At 60.8% G+C, this 20629-nt stretch carries 18 protein-coding genes; 11 read left to right on the top strand and 7 right to left on the bottom strand.

Annotated features, from left to right (window positions below):
- Positions 1-87 precede the first annotated feature (87 nt).
- Positions 88-924 carry an alpha/beta hydrolase gene (locus tag NZ585_03455; GenBank protein ID MCS7079093.1) on the bottom strand — a complete coding sequence of 279 codons (837 nt, stop codon included), beginning with the start codon at positions 922-924 and terminating at the stop codon, positions 88-90.
- Positions 925-1030: 106 nt separating this feature from the next.
- On the opposite strand from NZ585_03455, the gene thrB reads away from it, so the two are divergent.
- On the top strand, positions 1031-2008 hold the full coding sequence (gene thrB, locus NZ585_03450; GenBank protein ID MCS7079092.1) for a homoserine kinase: 978 nt from the start codon (positions 1031-1033) through the stop codon (positions 2006-2008).
- 184 nt (positions 2009-2192) lie between these two features.
- Here the strand turns inward: thrB and NZ585_03445 are convergent, their stop codons facing one another.
- Complete coding sequence (locus tag NZ585_03445; GenBank protein MCS7079091.1) at positions 2193-3533, bottom strand: hypothetical protein; 1341 nt, start codon at positions 3531-3533, stop codon at positions 2193-2195.
- An 85-nt stretch (positions 3534-3618) separates the two neighbouring features.
- Positions 3619-4884 carry a protein kinase gene (locus NZ585_03440; GenBank protein ID MCS7079090.1) on the bottom strand — a complete coding sequence of 422 codons (1266 nt, stop codon included), beginning with the start codon at positions 4882-4884 and terminating at the stop codon, positions 3619-3621.
- A gap of 167 nt (positions 4885-5051) precedes the next feature.
- On the opposite strand from NZ585_03440, the gene NZ585_03435 reads away from it, so the two are divergent.
- From NZ585_03435 to NZ585_03410, 6 genes are read left to right on the top strand one after another with little or no spacing between them, the layout of a single operon-like run.
- Positions 5052-5702, top strand: coding sequence for a hypothetical protein (locus tag NZ585_03435; GenBank protein MCS7079089.1), 651 nt, complete (start codon positions 5052-5054; stop codon positions 5700-5702).
- Between the two features lie 9 nt (positions 5703-5711).
- Positions 5712-6533 carry an RNA methyltransferase gene (locus NZ585_03430; protein MCS7079088.1) on the top strand — a complete coding sequence of 274 codons (822 nt, stop codon included), beginning with the start codon at positions 5712-5714 and terminating at the stop codon, positions 6531-6533.
- Positions 6530-7429: a ChbG/HpnK family deacetylase gene (locus tag NZ585_03425; protein ID MCS7079087.1), complete on the top strand. Its 900-nt coding sequence runs from the start codon at positions 6530-6532 to the stop codon at positions 7427-7429. The genes NZ585_03430 and NZ585_03425 overlap by 4 nt, the downstream gene beginning before the upstream one ends.
- Positions 7422-8444, top strand: a complete 1023-nt coding sequence (locus NZ585_03420; protein MCS7079086.1) for a glycosyltransferase family 2 protein — start codon at positions 7422-7424, stop codon at positions 8442-8444. The genes NZ585_03425 and NZ585_03420 overlap by 8 nt, the downstream gene beginning before the upstream one ends.
- Positions 8445-8497: 53 nt before the next feature.
- Positions 8498-9571: a peptide chain release factor 1 gene (prfA, locus tag NZ585_03415; GenBank protein ID MCS7079085.1), complete on the top strand. Its 1074-nt coding sequence runs from the start codon at positions 8498-8500 to the stop codon at positions 9569-9571.
- Positions 9572-9590: 19 nt separating this feature from the next.
- The gene (locus tag NZ585_03410; GenBank protein ID MCS7079084.1) at positions 9591-10034 is read left to right on the top strand and encodes a (deoxy)nucleoside triphosphate pyrophosphohydrolase; all 444 of its coding nucleotides are present in this window, start codon (positions 9591-9593) and stop codon (positions 10032-10034) included.
- 1 nt (position 10035) lies between these two features.
- Here NZ585_03410 and NZ585_03405 read toward each other — a convergent pair whose 3' ends face one another.
- The 4 genes from NZ585_03405 to NZ585_03390 form a co-directional block, all read right to left on the bottom strand.
- Positions 10036-12240: a diguanylate cyclase gene (locus NZ585_03405; GenBank protein MCS7079083.1), complete on the bottom strand. Its 2205-nt coding sequence runs from the start codon at positions 12238-12240 to the stop codon at positions 10036-10038.
- A 132-nt stretch (positions 12241-12372) separates the two neighbouring features.
- A complete protein-coding gene (gene rlmN, locus NZ585_03400) occupies positions 12373-13461 on the bottom strand; it encodes a 23S rRNA (adenine(2503)-C(2))-methyltransferase RlmN (GenBank protein ID MCS7079082.1) in 1089 nt (362 codons plus the stop codon).
- Between the two features lie 163 nt (positions 13462-13624).
- The gene (locus tag NZ585_03395) at positions 13625-16093 is read right to left on the bottom strand and encodes a SpoIIE family protein phosphatase (protein MCS7079081.1); all 2469 of its coding nucleotides are present in this window, start codon (positions 16091-16093) and stop codon (positions 13625-13627) included.
- Positions 16094-16243: 150 nt separating this feature from the next.
- Complete coding sequence (locus NZ585_03390) at positions 16244-16651, bottom strand: hypothetical protein (GenBank protein ID MCS7079080.1); 408 nt, start codon at positions 16649-16651, stop codon at positions 16244-16246.
- A gap of 94 nt (positions 16652-16745) precedes the next feature.
- Here NZ585_03390 and NZ585_03385 point away from each other — a divergent pair, with 94 nt between their 5' ends.
- From NZ585_03385 to NZ585_03370, 4 genes are all read left to right on the top strand, one after another.
- Positions 16746-17927: an acetyl-CoA C-acetyltransferase gene (locus tag NZ585_03385; protein ID MCS7079079.1), complete on the top strand. Its 1182-nt coding sequence runs from the start codon at positions 16746-16748 to the stop codon at positions 17925-17927.
- A 42-nt stretch (positions 17928-17969) separates the two neighbouring features.
- Positions 17970-18314, top strand: a complete 345-nt coding sequence (locus NZ585_03380) for a hypothetical protein (GenBank protein MCS7079078.1) — start codon at positions 17970-17972, stop codon at positions 18312-18314.
- 102 nt (positions 18315-18416) lie between these two features.
- Entirely contained in the window at positions 18417-19901 is a 1485-nt protein-coding gene (locus NZ585_03375; protein MCS7079077.1) for a hypothetical protein, read from the top strand.
- Complete coding sequence (locus NZ585_03370) at positions 19898-20623, top strand: hypothetical protein (GenBank protein MCS7079076.1); 726 nt, start codon at positions 19898-19900, stop codon at positions 20621-20623. The genes NZ585_03375 and NZ585_03370 overlap by 4 nt, the downstream gene beginning before the upstream one ends.
- Positions 20624-20629: the final 6 nt, after the last annotated feature.

Below are 20629 nucleotides of genomic sequence, written 5' to 3'. Positions count from 1 at the left end.
CTTCAACCGGCTACGAACCGTATGGCGCGAAGCGTCCGTGCGCCAAGCAGTCTTCGCTGCGGCTTGGCGTCAGCGGCGTCGGACGGCTTAGGGGCGGTAGGCGGGCAACGACTCCGTACGGAAAAAGTTCACCAGCAATGCGGCGCACTCGTCCGGGTATTCCAGCGTTGGCAGGTGTCCGGCGTCGCGCACCGTCGCCGTTTGTCCGCGTTGGATACGATCGAACATGGCGCGGTGGACTGTGGAAGGCAGTACGTCGTCGAAAGCGCCGCGCACGAGCAAAATAGGCAGCGGAACGTGGCGCAGGGCGTCCCAAAAACGAGTCCGGATCACCACGTCCCGGACGGATCGGGCTAACCCATAGGCAGCGCGCGGGTCGGTCGCAGCAAAGTCTTCGTAAAGGTCGGTTCGATATGGTTCCGGTACACGTCGGTAGCGCCACAGCAACAGTTGGCGGACGTAGGGGATGGTCGCCGCTTCCTGCAAGAGGATTCGCGCCTGCATCAGCAATAGATCGGTTTCCACCTCGCGATCCGATCCGGACGGCGGCGGCGGGCATTCCGTCCCGATCAAGGTCAGCGAAGAAAAGTTCTGGGGGCGCTCACGAGCGGCCAGCAGCCCCACAACAGCGCCAATGCCCTGTCCGACCACATGGGCGTCCCAACCGCTAACATACCGGAGAACGGCGTGTAAGTCGGCGACGGCATCCTCAACCTCAAAGCTCACACCCAGCGTCGTAGCCAGTGACCGTCCCGTACCGCGCGGGTCATACAGCACGCACCGGTGCAGCTTGGACAACCGCTCGACCAGTGGCGACCACATCCGGCAGGTCGCCGCCCAGCCGTTGACAAAAATGATCGGGAGTCCCTTGTCGCCGACGACCTGCACGTAGAGCCGAACACCGTCTGTATCCAGAAAGGGCATCGCTGTTTGCCGTCTCGATTCGTTCCCTTGCCGCCAAAGTCGCCATGGTGTAATCCGTGGCTTGGTTGAGAAGCGTCCGACCGGAAGCCATCAACTAAGAGAAAGCATGGCGGCGCGAAGTTTTGAGATTTGTGTTCCGGCGTCAACCGCCAACCTAGGCCCTGGCTTCGACACGATGGGACTGGCCCTTAGCCTGTACCTTCGGGTGCGGGGACGAGTCCGACTGGAGGCCGCCGACTGGCGACTATCGGCGGCCGGCCGGCATGCGGCCGGCATCCCGCTTGACCCTGAAGAAAACCTCATCTGCCGTGTCGCCCGCCACACGGCGGCGCGCGCCTACGTCAATTTACCGCCGCTTGACCTGCACATCATCAACGACATTCCACTTGGCAGCGGACTGGGCAGCAGCGCTGCCGCTATTATCGCCGGAGTAGCCCTCGTGGAAGCCGTCACTGGCATGGAGTTCGCCCAGAGCGAGTTGTTACGCCATGCCATGGTGTTTGAAAACTACACGGACAACCTTGCTCCGGCGCGCTACGGCGGTTGGATTACGTCTTGTGGACGCGCCAACGGAACACCGATTCTGTTTCACCGCACTTTCCCGTCGGACATCCACCTAATCATCGTCACGCCGGACTTTGCGTTGCCGACCGAACAGATGCGGGCGATTCTGCCTGACGCCATCCCGCGCGCCGAAGCGATTTTCCAGATGCAGCATGTGATGATGTTTATCGGCGCACTGGAACACCGGCGCTACGATCTGTTGCGCGAGGCGATGCGCGACCACCTGCACCAGCCTTACCGAGCACCGTATGTGCCGGGTTTGACCGAGATTTTGGAACTTGATTGCGACGGCCTATGGGCAACGGCGCTGAGCGGCGCTGGCCCGTCGGCGCTGGCGCTAGCGTCACACAACTTAGACGGTATCGCTGCGGCCATGCAGGCCTGTTTTGCCCGCCATGGCCATCAGTCGGAGGTGTACCATCCCCGCATTGAAACTACTGGGCGGACGATTCGCTATCTGCGCCCGGAGGAAGAACTCCGCCCTGCCGCAACGACGACAGCGACCACAACGGCGGGCTGAGGAAGCGGCGTTAGTAAAGCGACGCCTCGGCGTGAGCTGCGTCAGATGGTTGGCAGGCTAATGCGCCACACTGCCTCGGGAAAGCACACCTAAGCGCCATCGCAGCGCCATCTGCTGGGAAGCAGCACCGGCGCATGGCTCTGCCGCCCAGCGTAGGCAGAGAACAACAGCCGCGGCCGCCTGGCTACGGCAACCGTGAAAGCGCTTCCTGAACTTGATTCCGCCAGAAGGGGTCAGTGTCCTTCTCATTGAGTTGAAGGACAGCCTCATAGCTGCGGCGGGCGTCGGTGAAATTTTGCAAAGCCGCCTGCGCCCGCGCCAGATTCCACTGCACGCCCGTTTCCAGCGTTCGATCCGGAGACTGGCGCAGTTCAGCCAACGCCGCCCGCTGCAGTTCCACCGCTTTCTTCAAGTCACCCGTCTCGCCGTACACGACACCCATCCAAGCGAGGAAAGCAGTTTGCAGACGAGACGAACGAGCCGTGCGTTGCACGCCGCGCCCGATTTCAATCGCTCGCTGAGCCTCCTCGCGCCGGCCAAGTCGCAGTGCGGTTTGCTCCAGCCAAACAGCGTTTTCAATGACGCCCCGTGCGCCGTCATCCAACGCCGTGTAGGCTTCAAGCCCCATCTCAAACGCGGCGTAGGCCGTTTCTAGGTCGCCGAGCCGGAAGAAAATACGTCCGGCGGCCGTCGCCAGCATGGCGTCTAGCTCACGGTCCACGAGCGGGCGACCGCTCAAGTTCGTACGGGCGGTGACGTTTTGAACAAAATCAAATCCGGCGGTCGCCGCGCGCCGCGCTGTGTCCAACGCTTTCCCTTCAAGGACATCCAAGTAGGCGGCGTGTACCTCTGACAGCAGAAGGGCGCGTTGGTTACCGGCGTTCTGGCCCAGATCGCGGGCGCGCTTGAAAGCCTCGCGCGCCTTGGCCGCTTGTCCAAGGTCCAGAAAAGCGGCACCGAGCAGGTAAAGCGCCGACGCTTCCCGTCCGGCATACTCCACCTCATCGAAGATGCGCGTCGCCCATGCAAAGCGCGTCAGCGCAATACGTGAGTCATCCGGGTTAGCAAGGAAATAGTATCCGAGGCCTTCTTTGAAAAAACGCTCCGCTTCAATGGCGCGCGAAGCTGTGTTTAGGACGGCGACACTCGTCGGCACAGGCGGCAGGCCCACAAGGAGCTGTCCAAACTTGCCCGGCCCGGTCGCCACCGGCGCTACGCGGCGCGTAATGACCAACCGCCCTAACTCCGACCAGTTTGCCTGCAATTGATGGCGCGCTAGCACGGCGTCTAAGACGACGTTCCACGGCTCATCTTGGGCGACCACCGTATCGGCGACCCGTTGCCACTGCTGGGCGTCAGGAAAGTCAAAGCGGACACCAGCCTTTACCAGAATCCCTTGGATCACGTCCGGGAGTGAGCAACTCCGACATTCAAAACGAATGCGTGCGCCCACAAAGCCGGGATCGCCGTAACGCAGTTTTGGCTTTGGGCCGGGGACGGCCTGCGCCGCGGCAAGCGTCGTCACACAACACAACCAGAGGAGGGCGGAAAAGACCACGGGTGAACGCATGTTTGCTTTGCCTTGTCCGGCGTTTGGAAACGCCCCATGGTTACGAAAAGATGTACAACAGGAAGCCAAGGATAACGGCAACTGCGACGACAACCGCCGCCACCACCCAGCGCAGCCGCGTCTCGGTGTCGGTAGAAGTTTGACCGTATGTCGCCAAGCTGCCCCCTGTCCAAGTGTAACCCGCCGACGAGGTGCCCTCTGCTGCTGCGCCGACGACCCGAGATTGACCCTCGGTCGGAGTAGGCTCGGTGGCGGCTGGACGCCGGGCCGACTCGGAGGCGGGCGGCGGTCCGTTACGCGGCGTGACGGAGGCGGTTAGGATTTTCTCCACCAGCGGCGTCACCGGGTCAAACGATGGACTGACGAGTCGTGCGACTCGTTCCAGTTCCTCGGCAAACTCCTGTGCGCTGGCCGGCCGGTCAGCCTTGGACTTCGCCAACGCGCGCATCACCAGTCGGTCAAGCGCCTCCGGGATTTCGGGGTTCAGGCTTCGTAGGCTTGGCGGCGGCTCGTTTGCATGCAGCAGGGCGACCGCCACCGGCGTCACCGCTGTGAACGGCACTCGTCCGGTCAGCATTTCAAAGAGGACGATGCCCAGCGAGTAGATATCCGAGCGGGCGTCCAGTTCCTGCCCGGTGCATTGCTCCGGCGACAAATAGTGCGGCGAGCCGATGATCATGCCTTGGCGGGTCAGCGGCGGGCCGCCCTTCGAGGTGTCCGTCACAATCTTGGCGATGCCGAAGTCAATGACTTTGACAAAGTACGACCCATCAGGTTGAGGAGAGACGAAAATGTTTTCCGGCTTGATGTCGCGGTGGATAACTCCACTACGGTGGGCCGCTTCCAACGCCCCGCACACCTGACGCGCAACAGCAATGGCGGTGGTGTATGGCAGCTTTTTCTCTCGCTCGAGAACCTTCCGCAGCGACTCCCCTTCAAACAGTTCCATGACGATGTAGTTGATTTGATCGTCCGTGATGCCGAAGTCGCTGACGGCGATGGCGTTCGCGTGCCGAATTCGCGCCATCGCTTGTGCCTCGCGTTGAAAGCGCGCGACGGAAGTGGCGTCGGAAACCAATGACGGATGTAGTACTTTGATCGCAAGCGGAATATCCATCAAGACGTGGCGCGCGCGATACACAGACCCCATCCCGCCTTCGCCAATTTTAGCCTCGATGTGGTATTTCCCATCGAGCGTACGGCCGATTAGGGCGTCGCTTTCCACCGCATCCAAAGCGCCGCCGTCAAACGGACAAAACCGCATGTTGTCGTCGAATTCCTTGCCGCAGAGAACGCAGCGCTTCATAGCTTTAGCCAAATCAGAAACACAACGGAAGGAGAGGACGGACGTCGCGCGACAATGCTGGGCAACTGTGGGCGGAACGCGCCAGACTGTACAGAAGCCGTCTTTTGATTGTCAAACAGACTCTTGACCTTTCCCGGCGCGGTCGCCAGACGTCGTTGGCGTCAATCATGTGGCAATGGTTGCGGAACGCTTGGGAGCGCAGTGAAAGCGTACTCGATATATTAGCTAAACTACACCAAGACAACACGTTGGCGCGCCTAGCGGCTGGGGAAATCCGCGTGTCGGAAGCGCATCTCAACACGGCGCTGGCGACGACGCCCATGCGCGGCGTGCGCGACGTGTCACTCATTACGTACGACGGCGGTTTTACCATCACGGCGCGGAGCGAGCGATTTTTCCTCGCGCGCGTCAGCGTACCATTGCAGATTGAAAGCGTAACGTTTACCCGCTACCGACGACGAGTTTACCTTATCCCGGCCGGTCGCGTCACAGTTCAGGGGACAACCCTGTGGCAGCGCGCCGCCGCCTACTTACTAAGTTTGTTGTTCCGCCGCCTCCTCGGCGACGCCCAGGCGCTGCGCGAAGCGGGCGATCCTTCCGCCGGCATCCACTTTGACGGGCGCGGCCTTGAAGTCAACTTGAACCGGATTCCAGAAGTGCGCGCGGCGCTCAATTTGGAATATGTCATCGCTGGTCGCCGACTGCGGCCGTTGCACTTTGTCACAATAGACGCCATTACCCCCGTCACCGGGTACTTCTTGGTTCGCTCCTCCATCAACTGGGATGAAGTGGCCGACGCCTTGCGCCGGACCGACTAAACTGTCCCCATGCTGATTGAAACCATCACAAGTCGAAATAACCCGCTTGTCAAACGCTTTCTCGCCGCGCGTGACGGGCGTGAACGGCGGGTGGTTTTCATTGAAGGGATTCGGCTGGTGGAGGAAGCCCTACGCAGTGCGCTTCCCTTGGAAGCTGTCGCCTACAGTCCGCGTTTGTCGGAAACATCGCGCGGCGCAGCACTACTCAGCGCGCTGCGACAGCAACCCTGTCGCGGAGCCCTGCTGCCGGAAACGCTCATGGCGCACATTAGCGATGTTGAAACCGCACCCGGCGTCGTCGCTCTTGGACGCCGCCCCATCGCTGCGTTCCCCGACGCTTGGGGTGACGAGTCGCCGTTGTTCGTCCTCGCCGATGGTCTGCAGTCGCCCGGTAACCTTGGTGCCCTGATTCGGACGGCGGAGGCCGCCGGCGCGACGGCGGTGATGGCGACTGTCGGAACGGCCGACCCCTTTCAGCCAAAGGCGCTACGGGCATCCGCCGGAGCGATCTTTCGCCTACCAATCCTTGCTGGCCCGGAAACAATGGCGCAAGTACGCCGGCTGCGTCAGCAGGGCGTTTGCTTGGTCGCCGCCGACCCGCACGGCGATACGCCGTATGACGCTTTTGACTGGCGGCGTCCGGTCATCATTTGGTTTGGTTCGGAAGCCCACGGCCTGCGCACTGCAACCGACAGCGTTCAACAACAGTTTGACGCGCGTCTCGCCATTCCAATGGCCGGCCGCGTGGAATCCCTGAATGTCGCCGTCGCCGCCGCGATTTTGCTCTATGAAGCGCGACGGCGGCGGGCGGTGGGAGCGGGAGCTGGATGACGCGCCGGCGGCTCATTGTCAATGCGGATGACTTTGGTATGTGCGTCGGCGTCAATACTGGCGTCATCCGTGCGCACCAGTCCGGCGTCGTCACCAGTACGACGCTGATGGCGAACGGCGCAGCCTTTGACGACGCTGTGGCGCGCGCCCGCGACTGTCCAACACTTGGCGTCGGCGTCCATCTTGTCCTCTTAGGCGGGCCGCCGGTTGCGCCGCCGGCCGCCGTGCGCAGCCTGCTGGGGCCGGACGAAACCATGCCGAACGACTTCGGTGTTTTTCTGCGGCGGCTCGTGCGGCGTGAACTCAAGCCGACGGAGATCGAAGTGGAGTTCCGCGCCCAAGTGGAGAAGGTTTTGGCGGCGGGATTGCAACCGACACACTTCGACAGCCACAAACACACACATGCCCATCCCTTGGTGCTCGATGTGATGCTGCGTGTAGCCGAAGCCTACGGCGTCCGGTACATACGGCGTCCCTACGAACGTCTTACCTTCGTCTCAACGACCGGTTTGCGGCTGGGTGAAGTCGTAACCTTCATCAAACAAAAAGTTAGCGCGCTGGCGTTGGTTCGTTACGAAACGGTTTTCCACGCGCGATTGCGTACAACGGGCCTGCGTGCGCCGGACGCCTTTTTCGGGTTTGCCCACACAGGATTGCTTAACCCGGCGCTTCTCTGCTACGTACTTCGCCTTTTACCTGTCGGCGTGAGCGAACTAATGTGTCACCCGTCTGATTGGGACGACACCCTCCGACGCTACCCGACGCGCTTGAAGGAAGCGCGGGTACGAGAGCTGGCCGCCCTGACGGACGCCCGCGTGCGGGCGGAAATCAAACGGCGAAACATTCAACTCGTCAACTTCAGCGACTTACAAATCACCACGAATGACTATGTTTGACGCTGCAGAGCGCCCAGACTCGACGCCGGAACTCTCTGTGGTCATCCCGATGCACAACGAAGAAAGCAGCGTTGAAAAGCTGTACGAGCGGTTGTGCGCCGTCCTTGAGGCTCATTACCCATCCTTTGAAATCATCTTCGTGGATGACGCCAGCTGTGACCAGACCTACCAGCGGTTGACCGACATCGCCGCCAGTGACTCACGGGTGACGGTCATCAAACTCAAGCGTAACTTCGGCCAGACGCCGGCCTTGGCCGCCGGATTCGATTACGCCCGTGGCGAGATCATTGTCTCAATGGACGGCGATTTGCAGCACGATCCAGCTGACTTACCCGCCTTGGTGGAGCCGATCTACGCCGGCTACGATCTTGCGAGCGGCTGGCGGCGCAAGCGGGTGGACAATCTCGTGCTGCGGCGCATTCCGTCGCGCGTCGCCAACTGGTTGATGGCCAAGCTGTCGGGCGTCAAACTCCACGATTTCGGAACGACTTTCAAGGCCTACCGGCGCGATACCATCAAACGCATTCGGTTGTATGGTGAGTTGCACCGCTTCATCCCAGCGCTTGCCAGTTGGAACGGAGCGCGGATCATTGAGGTCCCCATCAAAAACGTCAACCGCGAGGACGGGCGATCACACTACGGTCTGTCGCGGACCTTTCGCGTACTGTTTGATCTCGTCACCGTGCGTTTTTTGCTCAAGTATGTCACCCGTCCACTGCACTTTTTCGGCATGCCAGGCCTGCTGGCGCTGTTTATTGGCCTCGGCATTTGGGTTGTCCTGACGGCCAAGAAGCTCTTAGTCGGCGGGGATGTTTTTACGGTGCATGCGCCGTGGATGATGATGGGCATGCTGTTGATTCTGGCGGGGATTCAGCTCTTCTCGACCGGTCTGGTGGCGGAGTTGCTGGCGCGCACCTACTTTGAGTCGCAGGGGCAGCCGATTTACACCGTGGAAAAGGTGGTTCACTATCCGTCCGCGCGTCCGCCGGCCTCTGCGACGGCTTTACGCGATTAACCGCCTCGCGTTCCGACGACGCGGTGACGACACATAGTTCACCTCCGTTGGTTATGTTCGACAAACTAGCCGCTCTGGAAGAAAAATACGACGCGCTGACGGCGCAACTGAGCGATCCCGAAGTTGTTTCAGACGCTGCGCGTTACGCCAAACTGGCCAAGCAGCACAGCGAGTTGGCGGAAGTCGTTGAAAAGTTTCGTGAATATAAGGCTGTCGAAGCCAATCTCGTGGGGGCGCGCGAACTTTTGAATGAAACGGACGACCCCGACCTGGCGGCGTTGGCGCGCGAAGAAATCGCGTCGCTCGAAAAACAGCGGGAAGCGTGCCACCTTGACCTAGAACGGCTGCTGACGCCCAAGGATCCCAATGACGGGAAAAATGTCATCCTAGAGATTCGCGCTGGAACGGGCGGCAATGAAGCGTCGCTGTTTGCCGCTGAGCTGATGCGAATGTACTTGCGCTATGCCGAACAACAGGGCTGGCGGGTGCAGATGCTCGATGAATCGCTGTCGGAAGTTGGCGGCTTGAAGGAAGGCATTGTGTTGATTGAGGGAACGGGGGTGTACTCCCGCCTCAAGCATGAGTCGGGCGTCCACCGCGTCCAGCGCGTACCGGCGACGGAGTCCGCCGGCCGCATCCACACCTCGACGGTGACGGTGGCGGTTTTGCCCGAGGCGGAAGAGGTGGACATCGAGATTGACCCGAAGGACGTACGGATTGACACCTTTTGTTCATCCGGTCCCGGCGGCCAGTCGGTCAACACAACGTATTCAGCCGTCCGGCTGACGCACTTGCCGACCGGCATTGTGGTTTCGATACAGGATGAGAAGTCGCAGATCAAAAACCGCGAGAAGGCGTTTCGGATTCTGCGCGCCCGTCTGCTTGACTTGGAGCGCCAAAAGCAGCACGAAGCCATCGCCGGGGAACGGCGGGCGCAAGTGGGAACAGGTGAACGCAGCGAGAAAATTCGCACCTACAACTTTAAGGAAAATCGCGTTACGGATCACCGCATCGGGCTGACGCTGCATCAACTGGACTCCGTGCTGGAGGGTGAGCTGGACGACCTGCTTGATCCGCTGGTCGCTCACTTTCAGGCGCTCAAAATGCAATCTGAAGTCGCCGCCTAACCATTTTTCGGGGGCGGGTATGGCGGAAGGTTTACAACCGACAACGACACTGGTAGCGGCGGCCGTATGCGTGGACGGCCCGCGCGTCCTGCTGACGCAGCGGCCGGCTGGAGGGCGATTCGCCGACCAGTGGGAATTTCCGGGCGGGAAGCTTCACTGGGGCGAAGAGCCGGAAGCCGGGCTGCGCCGCGAACTAGAGGAAGAACTAGGCGTTGAGATTACCGTAGGTCGCCCGCTGCACGTCATCCACTATGCGCTGGATGCGCACCAAGCCTTCGCCGTGGTGTTTTACTGGGCGCGAATTATCGGCGGCACCATCTCCTTGCGCGCCGTTCAGGACGCGCGCTGGCTACAGCCGGCTGAAATGGATGACTTGGCGATTTTGCCGCCAAATCGCCCGGTCGTTGCGCGACTGCGTCAGTGGGCGGCGCATCCTGACGGGTTACGTCCGCAGTTTGATTGAGTTAGGCCGACGGCAGGGGCGGCGGCCCGGCTTCCGGCGGGTTGGGGACTTGCCAGAAACCGCTGGGGCGCGGGCGTCCGGTCGCTTCGGCCTCGACAATGCAGACGCGGTTGCGGCCATGCTGCTTGGCGCGGTAAAGCGCACGGTCGGCGAGTTCAAGAAGTTGCTTGTGGTCGTCGGTATCGGACGGCATCGCTGCTACGCCCAGACTGATGGTGAGTTGTCCGCCCGGTTGCGATTCACGTCCAACGAAAGGATATTCGGCTACACGCCGGCGCAGACGCTCGGCCAAAATTGCTGCTTGGCTTTTCGGAGTGTTCGGCAGCAGCACTACGAATTCCTCGCCGCCGTAACGCGCCAGCAGGTCGCTGCGCCGGAAACAACGCTCCATCAAGCGCGCCAAGTCCTTGAGCAACTCATTACCCGCTTCGTGACCGTTGGTGTCATTGAAGTGCTTGAAGCGATCCACATCAAGCATGATGATGGAAAGCGCCTGCCCTGTACGTTGCGCCAACTCCGCTTTCCGGGCCAGCTTTTCCATAAAGTAGGCGTGGTTGAAGAGTCCCGTTAGGCCGTCAGTGATGGCGCGGTGCTTGGCGCTGTGGTAGGCGCGCAGCATCGCCTCAAATTCGCGTTTCTGGGCAATCAGCGCCTTGACGCGCATGATGAGTTCCTTGCGGTTGACCGGCTTGGTCAAAACCTCGGTTGCTCCTACTTCAAGACCACGTAGTTTCTCGGTCGTTTCTGGCGAAGCCGTCAACATCAACACCGGCAAATACCGGGTCGCTTCGGTTTGCTTGATGAGACGGCACAACTCGTAGCCATCCACCGGCCCGAGGGCGGCGTTAATCAAGACAACATCCGGTAAGCGAGTGAGTTGCTCGAAGTAGCTAGCGTGCAGCGTTGCAGGGGTGTCGTGGCTGGACGCCGCAACAAGCTGCGCCTTGAAGCCTTCGCCTTCCAAGATGTTACGCAACAGATGGCTGCTTTCAACCTCGGTGTCAACAATCACCACTTGCGGAGCTTCGGCCGGTAATGGAGCGACGCGATGCGGTAGCTGAAAGGTCAACCGACAACCGCGCGTTGTATCGCCTTCCACTGTGAGGGTCGCGCCGTGGAGTTGGAGAATCCGGTGTGTGACGCTCAAGCCCAACGCGACGCCCCGCAGAGGCAGCCCGGCGGCACCGTTGTGGGTCAGGCTGCGATAGGTCGCCAGACGTTGCTCAGCGACGATGCCAGTCGTGTTATCCTGAAGCGTCACCACGAGATTCTGGATATTGTTGGAAATGCGGCGTAGTTCACCGGTCAGCCGAATGATCCCGCCGCGCGGGATGAAGCGCAGCGCGTCATCAAGCAACTGAGAAAACGCTTCGTACAAGCGCAACTCGTCGCCGACAAGCATCTCACAGGCCGGGTCCAGCGTCACTTCCAACGTCACTTGCCGCCGTTGCGCGATTGGCGCAAAGGACGCTTGGAGCGATTGGAACATTCGCGCCACCGAAAACTCCCGAATGTCTAATACGTCGCCGCCGCGTTCAAGCCGCACCAGGCGCATCAGATCATCCACGATGTGCAGCAACGCTTGCCCGCCAGCTTCAATATGACGCACAAACTCGCGCTGCGCATCGGTCAGCGCTCCATACGAAGCGTCCTGCAGCATTTCGCAGTAGCCGAGAACCGTCGTCAGCGGGGCACGCAGTTCATAATCAACGTTGGCGATAAACTTTTCACGGTCGCGGATTGCTTGTTCACCCAGTTCCGTCAGGCGCTCCACCGCATGGCGAGTCGCCTCCAGCTGGCGGCCTAGTTCGGCAAGCTGGGTTTCAGCTTCCGTCAAGCGAGCGCGCCAACCGCTCTCACGAAGCAAAAAGGCCCAGCCCAGTTCGCGGCCGTCCAGCGCCTGCTCGAGATTGACCGCCTGCGCATACTCAACCAACAACGCCCCGCACAGCAGATAATCAAGCGTGAACCGCCGGATCAGCAGTGTGGGAACATCTTGCGTCGCAAACGGAAAACTGGGTAAGGCGCTGCGCGAAACCGGCGTTAGCCGATCCGCCTGAATTGTCGCCAACCGTTCGGTCAGCGTTGCTTCGAGGGTTTCGCGCGCATACTCCTCATAACCGACCGAGGTCAGCAGCCGAAAGCGCTCGTCGTCAAAGAAGGCGACCGCCAGCGGCGCGTCCCCCAACCGACGCGATAAGCTCAAAGCTGACTCCTGAAGTCGATACATCAACTCCGGCGTGAGCAATTTGGAAACCCACACCCGTAGAGACACAACGGACGACCTCTCCCAAGTGGAAAAATCTCCACGCCGACGCTGAATAACCGCGCTGGACGCTCATGACGCCGACAGCCCAGCGGCGGCCAGCATGCCGCAGGCGGCGAAGATATCACGTCCGCGCGGCCGACGAATGTAGGTTGGAAGTCCCTTAGCGCGCAACACCGCCTGAAACTGTGCGATGCGCTCCGGCGGGGACGGACGAAACGGTATACCCGGCGCTGGATTATGCGGAATCAAGTTGACCTTCGCCGCTTCGCGGGCGCGCAACGGCGATAGCCAGCGCAGCAAGGCGCGCGCTTCGGCCTCACTGTCATTGACACCGTCCAGCAAAACATATTCAAACGTAATGCGTTCTCCCGCGCGCAGGGGAAACTCTAAGCAGACCTGACGCAGGGCCTCCAACGGGTAGGTGAGGTTGACCGGCATCAATCGAGCACGCAGTTCGTCAGTCGGAGCCGTCAGAGAAACCGCCAAACGGGGACGATCTGGCTCACAGCCCAGGGCAGCGATCTTAGGAACAATCCCCACCGTTGAGAGCGTCACCCGGCGAGGAACGATATGCAGACCTTGCGGATCAGCCAGCACGCGGAGCGCCTGCATGACTTGCTCGTAGTTGAGCAGCGGTTCACCCATCCCCATGAGCACGAGGTTGACATTCGCCGCCTGTGCTGGCTCGGGTCGCCGACCAGCCTCGCGGAGTACATAAAGAACCTGGGCGACGATTTCGCCGGCCGTGAGGTTGCGTTGCAGCCCCAATGTCCCTGTCGCACAAAACGCGCACATCATCGGACAGCCGGCCTGAGACGAAAGACAGAGCGTGACTCGCCGCCCGTCGGGAATCCAGACGGTCTCAATGGCGTGGCCGTCGCGAACGGTGAACAAGTAGCGCCGCGTCCCGTCGGTCGCATCAAAAACCTGTACCAGACGCAGGGGCGCAAGGTTCAACTCCGCAGCCAACGCCAAACGCAGGCTTTGCGGCAGCTCGTGGATGTCCTCAACCGACGTGACAAGTCGCCGGTGTAGCGCGTGAAAGATTTGTCGCCCGCGGTAAGCTGGCAGCCCGCGTTCCGCGACATACGCGGCGAATTCCCGGCTGGTCAGCCCCAACCAATCGATCCCGGATAATGTTTCCCGCGTAGATCGCATCCTTGACGCTCCTCTGGCTAGTGAACGAGACGACGCACCTGTTGCGTCAGCATGAAAGCACGGCGCTCCGCCGACTACAAAGTTGTGAGGGCGAGTGTGCTAGTGGAGTGACGCTCCCGGGCCGGCGATCCGCTCACAAGGGTTTTGAGGTTTGCGGCGGCCGTCAAAACTCAACGCACACAACTGTAATTTCAGCATTCGGCGCTTTGAGCGGCGCACCGAGAAGCTGCTGTAAGCGCTCGCGTCCCTGGCCAACAACGGCGGCCGGGAATTCCTGCGCCGGAAGCTCGCCGAAGGTCGCCAACAACGCCGCCGTTCGCCGAGCCGTCGCCTCAGCGTCGGGAGCTAAACCACACAACTCCCCAACCCAATCGCTGGTGAGGACTAGGTAACTGCCCCGTTCAAGGTAGGCGGTGTCGCTGCGCCAGCAGCCGCCGGTGAGACTTTGCAGCGGTGGATTAAGCACATATGGCAGGTCGGCCGGTCGGCGAACGCCGCCGTCATGTTCCGGCTTGAGCGCTACCGGTGGAACATAACCGGCATTGCAGTACGTAAACGTCCCAGCCTGCACGTCGGCGATGCCGTACAGTAACCGCACCTGCGCATTTAGGCGTTGCAGACGCGGCGACAGAAACTCGTTGAGGCGCTCAACAACCCGCGCTGGACAGGTCGAATGGCGCGCAGCCTTGGATTTGATGGCCGCCAGCGCAGCCGCCATCAGCAACGACGCCTCTAGTCCTTCTCCACTGACTTCCCCGATAGCTAGGCCGACACGGTGCTCTGTCAACGGCAAGATGAGAAACCACTCCCGCCCTTGCTCCGGCAGATGCGCGTATTCCGCCGCCACGCGCCGCTGCGCATCCCGAAAACCAGACGGCGGAAGCAGATTGCAGTGAATAAGCCAGCGCACGTCTAAGTCTTCGCGCCACCGTTCGAGCCGGAGCCGATCCCGTACGTAACGCGGTGCCAGATCGAACGCTTCGTTGCGTGTGCGACGTGACGGTGGTCGCCGCCAAGCAAGCGCTGCTGGCGCCGCCGCCGCTGCGCCGCCAATGAGGAACACCGGCTCGAAGCCATAGGGAAAGCGGAGCGACCACAGGATCGGTGACAGACCACCGATCAGTGCACAGCCGAAAACCACCGTCGGCCAACCATACATGAATAATGTCCAGAGTAGCCCGCCAAGCAAGAGCAGATAACCAATCACTGTCACCCCAGTATTGGCGAAAATGGGCAATCCAATCAGTCCGACACCTAGCCCAACCGCCAGTGCAGCGGAAGCATCCCGAAGTCGGTCACGGGCAAACGCCGCCAGTGGTAGAAGCCAAACGGTGATGATCCAGACGTCAGTGAAACACTTCACCATGATTTCCCGACCCGGCCAGTATCCGAGGGCAAACTCCTGCGACCAAGCTGAAAAATCGTGCCAAGGCAGGACTGGACGGCCACACTGCCACTCAACAACGGCTTCAACTGCCAACACCCACAGTGCTAAGGCCAATCCACCAACCCACAACCGCACGACCTGCTCTGGCGGCAGCCATCCACGTCGCGCCAACCGATACACATCCCCTAGTAGTTGACGCTGCCGCTTCCAGTCATACGACTCCGTCACCGCTAGAGAAACAAAGCTCATCGCCCAGACGCCCAGCGCCGCCGCGCCAAACATCACCAAACCCAACAGGAGCAGCAGCACTCGGTCAGTCGTGTCTAATGACCCTATAAACTCTTCCTCTGTAATCACGGGCTCCTGCCAAGCGAAAGGCGCGGCGACGGTTAGCATGGAGGCGCTTGGCAAAAGTAGAAATGACGCGGCGATCACGACGGCAGTGACGAAAACGGTGCGTGATCCCATCGCCCCTTGCAAAACGCCGCGCCCAAACACAATGAGCCATGGCAGCCACAGAGCTAGAGCCAACAATCCGACAAGAAACCGCCTACCGACGGCGTTGGGTTCAACCGGACGCGGCGCTTCAGCCTGAGTCAGCCCCAATGATTGTAAGGTTTGCCCTTCAAAAACCACCTCGACGAAGGGCCACTGCGCATGGCCAGTTTTCCAACGGCGAATGTAGTCGCGACCACGTCCCGGAAACGGGCTTTCGCGAACCACAGGAGGGACTTCCGTGGTCGGTGGCGGGGCGATCCCGGCTTCGGCTAGAAGAAACGCCCGCCATACCGCAAGTGCCGTAGAGCGTTCGAGCTCACCAGAACGAGCCGCCGTTTCCGCCGCTGGCATGCGCCGATACACCGCGAAGAATCGAAACTCTCCTCGGCCAGTCAGCGTCAGCCGATAGAGATGACTGTTGTCCGGCGCAAGAAAAGCCGACTCCCAGTGGGCTTGGTCAATTGGGTGAGGCTGACAGCGCAGGCTCACTTGGTAAGCCGCCAGCGGTTGGTCAGCCAAGTCCGGCGGACGCAGACGTTCCAAGAGACGTTCAGCCCGCGCCCGCGCTTCCGCTTTGGGTAAGCGCAGTATAGGCGGCGAGTACACTTTGCTGCTGCACAGCGCGAGGACGCCGAAGGCAAGCAACGTCATCCAAGCCGTCCACACCTGTGGAGACTTCCACGCTGCTCTCCAGTTCCAAGCCGCCAGCTTCGAGACGCCGAGCGGTGTCAGCAGCAGAGCCGTCATTCAAGAGATATTCAGGAAGCGCTTTTTGGGAAACGCACCCTTAGGCTACAGGGGCGCATTTATGCTCAGCACTTTACACAAGCCGATCGCGGCTTTCAAACCAGAGGGCCAAATCCGGCTGGCTCACGCCGAGGCGCAGCGACAGACGACTCAGGCGCTGCGTTCAACAACTAAAGCAGTGGAACCAGCGCTAACAGGACGCAGTGGAAACAATACCACCCGCGACCAATCCGGCTCATGCGCCGACCGCACCGGCGCAAACTGCGTTGTCACTAATTGTTCAAGTGCGCTTAGGGCAGAGTGCGTGGCAGCTGCCGCGGACACTTTCCACAACACCAGCCGCCGCGCCGTATCAAACGCCGTGAGGATGGTCGGCAGGCCGTCGCGGCCGGCGGTTAGCGTGTAACGTACGCCGTTGTCCTCAACGACAAACCGCGCCACCGGCGCTGTCGCCGTCGGCCGCCAGTGGAGGTCGCCGCGTTGCGTGCGCGCCGTCAACTCAACGATGCCCTCGGCGGCCAGCCGAGCGACTGACGTATAGGTGATTTCACCAGCCATGCCGTACTCCGAAATAACGACCGTAGTGTGCGAAACCTGAAGCTGACATATACTAGGGTTGCGTCATTATTCCCTGTGCGAGAAATCATCCACAATGCCTACTTCCGTCATTCTTTCCGCCGTTCGGCTCCCGATTGGAAAATTTCAAGGAGCGCTCAAATCCTTTACTGCGCCGGCGCTGGGCGCAAAAGCTGTCCGCGCTGCCATCGAGCGCGCTGGCATTGACGCCGTTCAAGTCGACGAAGTCGTTATGGGCTGCGTTTTACAAGCTGGGCTGGGACAAAACCCGGCGCGGCAAGCGGCGCTAGGTGCGGGTCTGCCGCCGGCCGTGGCGGCGCTGACGATCAATCAGGTTTGCGGGTCCGGGCTGCGCGCCGTCATGTTAGCGGCGCAGGCTGTTCAGAGTGGCGACGCCGAGTATGTCGTCGCAGGCGGCATGGAGTCCATGACCAACGCCCCATACATCCTTCCCAAAGCCCGCGGAGGCTACCGGATGGGGCACGGCGAACTGCTCGACGCCATGATCCATGACGGTCTGTGGTGCGCTTTCGAAAACTGGCACATGGGCTGTACGGCGGAGGTCGTCGCTGAGCGATACCACATCTCACGCGAGGCGCAGGACGCTTTCGCCGCCGGCTCGCAGGCCAAAGCCATTGCCGCTCAGCAGGCTGGAGCGTTTCGGGCGGAGATTGAACCGGTGACGATTCCGCAGCGGCAAGGCGATCCGGTTGTCTTTGCCGAAGATGAAGGGCCGCGCGCCGACACCACCGTTGCGGCGCTGGCCAAACTTAAGCCGGCTTTTCAGCCCAACGGCACAGTGACGGCCGGCAACGCCTCAACCATCAATGACGGCGCGGCGGCGGTGGTCGTCACTTCTGAGGCCTGCGCTAAACGAATGGGGCGTCAGCCGTTAGCGCGCATCGTCGCGCAGGCAATGAGCGGCATTGAGCCGAAGCTCATTATGATGGCTCCAGTTGAAGCGACTCGGCGCGTCCTTGCTAAAGCCGGCTGGAAGGTGGACGACGTGGATTTGTTCGAGTTCAATGAAGCCTTTGCCGCGCAGGCCATCGCCGTCACGCGGGAAGTTGGAGCCGACCCAGCCAAAGTCAACGTTAACGGCGGCGCGATTGCCCTCGGCCACCCGATTGGCGCCAGCGGCGCGCGTATCCTTGTCACGTTGCTATATGCCATGCAGGCGCGGCAGGTGAAGCGCGGCGTCGCAGCCCTCTGTTTGGGCGGCGGCAACGCTGTCGCGCTAGCCGTCGAACGCGATTGAAAAATGCCAACCGTTATTTTCTCAACCCCGTGAGTGTCCGCAATGCAAGTCAAGTTGTTTGAAATCGCCCACGCTCGGTCGGGCGACAAGGGCGACACATCCAACATCGGTCTTATCGCCCGCCGGCCTGAGTTTTATCCCATCCTGTGCGAACAAGTGACAGCGGAGCGTGTTAAAGCGCATTTCGCCGACCTGTGCTACGGCGAGGTCGAACGATACGAGCTGCCCAACTTGGAAGCCCTCAACTTCTTGCTCCACAAGGCGCTTGGCGGCGGCGGCACGGTTTCGCTGCGCAGCGACGCCCAAGGCAAAACCTACAGTACGGCCCTGCTACGGATGGAAATCGAGATACCTGATGCGTTAGCCGATTTGGTTCGGCGGGGGTGAGCCTGGCGACGGCGCGCCGTAACGGTCGCGCCCACCTAAGTCACAACCCTATGATGCTCATGTTATGCTTGCGTCACACTTCACAATGTTCCACCAGCGTCCATGAGTCGGTTCACCACGCTTGAAGCCTTCGTCGTGGGTGTGGAAGACAGCACCACGCTGTTGAAGCTCTACTTGGAGCGGATTCGCCGTGCGCCGCATCATCCAGCGTACCACTTAGCGGTCTGCGAACATACAGACGAGCTGCTGACAGCGGTCCGCGAGTTGCGGCGTGCGTCCGGCGAGCTTTCGCCAGCGCTCGTGGAAGGCGTTGACGCCCTGCTAGCGCTGGCGGAAGCGGCGGCCGCGCTGGCGCTACGCCTCGCTGTCCTCACCCCGGAACGCTTGACGACGGGGCTGGACGGTTTGGCGCAGGCGACGGCGTGCTTTGTGGATATGGTGCGTTCATTCAGCGGCGAAACCGCCGCCCCAGACCTCTCACTTGCCTGGCACATCACCCGGCGACTCCAAGCGTTGCTGTCAGCGGAACAGCCGTCTTCAACCAGCCCTTCAACAACCCAAAACATCCGTCGCATCACAACGGAGGTGACTTTTGATGGGCACGAAGACCCCTTCGACGACCTTGCTGTAGATACAGACGACGATTTCCTCGACGACGTGATTGGGAGTCTCGAAGGCGCGTTCGACGCCGTCATCCATGAGGAGCCAGCGCAACTTGGCGACAGGCTATGGTCAGAGGAGCAGCCTGAAGCCGACACCCCACCGGAGGTCAAGCAGCTCTTCACCGAGATTGCCGCTGGCTACATTCAGCCAATCAAAGATTTTATCGCTGAACTGCGGAAGGGTAGTTTTACGCGCGACTGGCTGGAAGCCTGTCGTCCGGCGGTGGTGAACCTACGGCGCGCATCGGAAACGATTGAGTTCACTGACCTGAGCGGACGGCTGGAGCGGCTTGAATCAGCCCTGCTGCAAGACCACACCGAAGGCGACCGGCGACGTTACGGGCGGCACTGGAAGCTTCGTGTCCTTAGCGCCTATGCGGACTTGGAGGCTTACCTCCCAGCCACGTTCTTCATTCCACCGGCGGCGGCTTCGTCGGAAAGCATTATTGTCACGACCCTGCTCAAACAGGTGGAAGGCGTCGGGCAGCGCACGATTCAGAAACTCTTTGCCGCTGGCATGTCACGGCTGGAAAGCTACACGACGGGACTACCAAGCGACATCGCCTTGGCGGCCGGCATCAAGCGCGCGTTGGCTGAACGCATTTACGAGCGCTTTCACACCTACCTACGCGCCCGCAAGGCGACCAACGCCGACCTTCAGGCGCGGTTTCTGGCGCTGGTGGAGGAACTCAAACAACGCCAGTTTGAGTTCAAGCGAGCGACGTTGGAAGAATGGTACCGCCGTACCGACTCGACGGAGAAAAAACGCTGCCGGAAAGCCCGGCAGCAGGTGATGTGGCAGATTAACATCGCGCTGGTTGAACTTGAACAGCTCGACGTGTTGCACGAAATTCGGAACGCCGTCTTTGACAAACGCATTCGTCGGCTTGAAGAGCTGGCGGCGGCGCTGCCGAGGCCGTCATGAGGTTGCTTCGTCACCAGACCATTCTTTTCGTCGGGCAAGATGATGAAACGGCACACCTTGTAGAGAAAACCCTGACTATGTCCGGCTACCGAGTGTTGGTCGCCGCCGACCCGGATGCGGCCCGCCCGCTCTGCGAACCGCCGCCCACATTGGCGATTGTGGACACCACGCCGGGCGTCGGCGAACTTGCTCCAGCGCGCATCATGCGTGAGCGGCTGGCGACAACGCCGATCATCGTGTTGACACGCCTCCCAGATGAGATTCTCTCACGCGCCATGGAGCGATTGCGGCTTTCGTCGCTTGTCAAGCCGGTAACGCCGTCGCTGCTGTTGGCGACGGTCACCGACGAAATTGAATGGGCGCAAAATCAAGGAACACACACGCGCGTCACGTCGCCGCTGGAAACGCTCGCCATGAGCGACGATTTGGTGCTTTTTCTAGGCGACCCACGCTTAGCGCCCCCGCTCAATGTCGTTTATCGCAAGACTTCAGACTTGGAAGCGGCGCTGGCGAAGGCGGAGCTTGCGCCGACCAACATGGCGCTCTTTGACCTCTTTGACGGACAGCATACGCTGGCCGACATTCTCGCTAATCTGCCGCACCTTGAGGCGAAAATTTTGTTGCTGGCGACCTATCTTGTCCGCGTCGGATGGATTGTCCCAGTGATCGGTGAGTTTGCGCCGGATACGGCTGATGTTTCAGCGGTGACGCAGCGACGATGACCGTGA

Origin of the sequence: Chloracidobacterium sp. (assembly GCA_025057975.1) — a bacterium.
Lineage (GTDB): Bacteria > Acidobacteriota > Blastocatellia > Chloracidobacteriales > Chloracidobacteriaceae > Chloracidobacterium.
The sequence above is the reverse complement of the archived record's forward strand: the minus strand, read 5'-3'. Positions and strand labels throughout refer to the sequence as shown.